The sequence below is a fragment of the Methanoregula sp. genome (assembly GCF_003170075.1).
Lineage (GTDB): Archaea > Halobacteriota > Methanomicrobia > Methanomicrobiales > Methanospirillaceae > Methanoregula.
On record NZ_PMZU01000003.1, the window covers coordinates 7834 to 10130 of the forward strand.

3 protein-coding genes are annotated in these 2297 nt (G+C 57.6%); all 3 read left to right on the plus strand.

The window, feature by feature from the left end; all coding sequences use genetic code 11:
• On the plus strand, window positions 1-402 hold a 402-nt coding region (locus QZN75_RS00225; protein WP_292423195.1), incomplete at its 5' end, for a hypothetical protein.
• A gap of 187 nt (window positions 403-589) precedes the next feature.
• Window positions 590-1069, plus strand: a complete 480-nt coding sequence (locus tag QZN75_RS00230; protein ID WP_292423197.1) for a hypothetical protein — start codon at window positions 590-592, stop codon at window positions 1067-1069.
• Window positions 1056-1640 carry a hypothetical protein gene (locus QZN75_RS00235; protein WP_292423200.1) on the plus strand — a complete coding sequence of 195 codons (585 nt, stop codon included), beginning with the start codon at window positions 1056-1058 and terminating at the stop codon, window positions 1638-1640. Before QZN75_RS00230 ends, QZN75_RS00235 begins: the two co-directional genes overlap by 14 nt.
• Window positions 1641-2297 lie beyond the last annotated feature (657 nt).

Here is a 2297-nt window from a genome sequence, read left to right on the forward strand (position 1 = left end):
ATCACCGACAACCCGTTTGCATGCGTAGCCTATATGACCGCCGGGCTGAACCATGACCCGGTAGAAAAGACCAAGGAAGGGTACACGGTGAAGATCGTCTACCAGGACTCCGATGCAAAGGTTGTCGGCAGCCTGTCGGACAAGTTCAACACCATCGCCGGGTTCAATGCAGGGGCAACGGCTCTTGTCGCCAGTGCAGCCCTCAGTGCAGCCCATGGCGGCACTGCGGTCCGCGACACCGAGAACGAAGCGTTCAGCGCGACCCTCAAGTGCCACGACACCAACGGCGAATTGTACCAGGTGACCTTCAGCCGCGACCGGGTAACCCTCACGTCCTACTCGGATGAAGCCATCCGGACCCGGGTCGAGACCTGGGCGGACACCGTGGCGGCACTCGCCTAGAATCGCCAGACGAACAAAACCCGGGGGAGAGGAGACCTCCCGGTCACCTCTCTTTTTGGTTCGCTCGTCACGTGCGGAGGACCGCTATGGAAACGGAAATTTTAGCAATTGTGCTCGGNNTATGATGAGGTCGTCGAGGAGTTCAAGAAACTCCGGGATGAGCATGAACATATCAAGGAGGAGTGTCATGGTAGCTGAGAACATACAGCCGGTCGCAACCGTGACCGGCCTGTACCGGGGAAAGTTCGACGGGCTTGAGCCGCTGACGATTAACACCCCGCTCACCCGGGACGAGGTGCGGCGCAATCCAATCTTCTATGAACTGGATCTGCACCCGGAGCAGGCTGATGAGAATTTGATCATCGATGTGATTTATGACAACCTCTCACCCATGAGGTTGCAGGACCTGTACCGGGGGACCGACATCCCGCGAGGTATCCGGTTCTGGCCGGACTGGTTTGACATTCCTCCCTATGAGGAGATGCACGACATCGATGGCCGCCGGGTTTACCCGCGTGCTCCTGGTATCCACACCGTCCAGATCTGGACCGGTCGGCGCAAGTTTGCCCAGATGGGCCGGGTCCGGGATTTCAGCCCGGCGAATGGCGGATACACAAGCCCGGTGTTTGAGATCCGGATTGCGGAGAGTCCTGATGTTCGAGAATGAGGTGCAGACCCGGGCCGCCATCTGCGGGACCGGGTGTCTGCTCGGGCTGGTCCTGGTGCTGGCTCATCTTCCTCTTCTTCTTCTGATTGTACCGATCGCGGTGCTGTTCCTCGGTCTCGTTGCGGACCCGGAGGAGACACACGCGGTCTGGTACGGGATGCTGAATACGCTCGGTATCTTTGATCTCACAGCGCTCACGAATGAAGAGCGATTGAACTATTCTGATAAACGGCATTACTTCTGGTTTGGCGAGGTCGGGATGGCCGCGATGATGGCCGGTGTGTTTGCGGTCCCGGTCGGGATCTTCCTTGCAGGCCGGGCGGAGATCACGCTTGCGTTCATCGGTGCTGCGGTTCTGTTCCTGCCGCTGTTTGTGTTTTTGCCAAAAATTATGCAGCAGGCGATGAAGGCGGATGCGGATGCAGCGATCGAAGCGTTCGGGAAGAATGAGCAAGTGAAGAGAGTGTTCTGGACCTTGTTCGTTGCGATGGCGGGGCTGGTGCTGACCCGGGTGGTGGACCCGGTGACAGCTCAGCAGGTGGTGGGGTTGATTACGGGGATGGGGGGGTGAAAGGAGGAGATAATCTCCCCCATCACCTATCCTCCGTCGGAGAACCCTGGAATAAGGGGTCAGGATCCTAAATGCGAGTCACCGGGAAATCCCGTTAATTCCTTCTTTTCGTTTCCTGTGGAAAATACGCCTTTAAATCGCTCTGTTTGCCAAAATAAGGGAGAAATGCACCTCACTCAAAGCCCGCCAAAGGGTATTTAATCGAGGCATTTTTCGCCACCTATTTTAGCCCATCCGGGCCTAGAAAACCCAACCAGGATACCACTATGAGGGTCATTTTTTCCGGGGAGGGGATCAAAAATTGGGTTTTGAGCGGTTTTACGAGGTAAGCCGGTCCGCGTAGCAAGTGTGAGTGCACCGAAGGTGCACGAAGCGTGCGGAGCGGGGCGGCGATCTGCACAATAATTACGGAGAGGTTACGCTCAACGGGGCTCCGCCCCTCGCCGCGTGGGCTTCCCCCACGGAAACGGTTTTGCTGAGATGAAGATCGGTCGGTCATGTTCACTCATCTGCGTTCCGCTCGCTTCTCGCTCACTGCACTCCGATTCGCTTTACATCACCGCCCTTGTTTCCCCGTTCGGTTTCCGGTTGAGATGCAGTACGCCCCTGGCTTGTCGCGTTGCTCCGGCACCAGCGGCTGCTCTCGCCCGCTCCTCA

What these genes read in the sequence shown, in the direction of transcription:
- QZN75_RS00235 (WP_292423200.1), top strand. Translation starts at nt 1,056, where the DNA reads ATGTTCGAGAATGAGGTGCAGACCCGGGCCGCCATCTGCGGGACCGGG.
- QZN75_RS00230 (WP_292423197.1), top strand. Translation starts at nt 590, where the DNA reads ATGGTAGCTGAGAACATACAGCCGGTCGCAACCGTGACCGGCCTGTAC.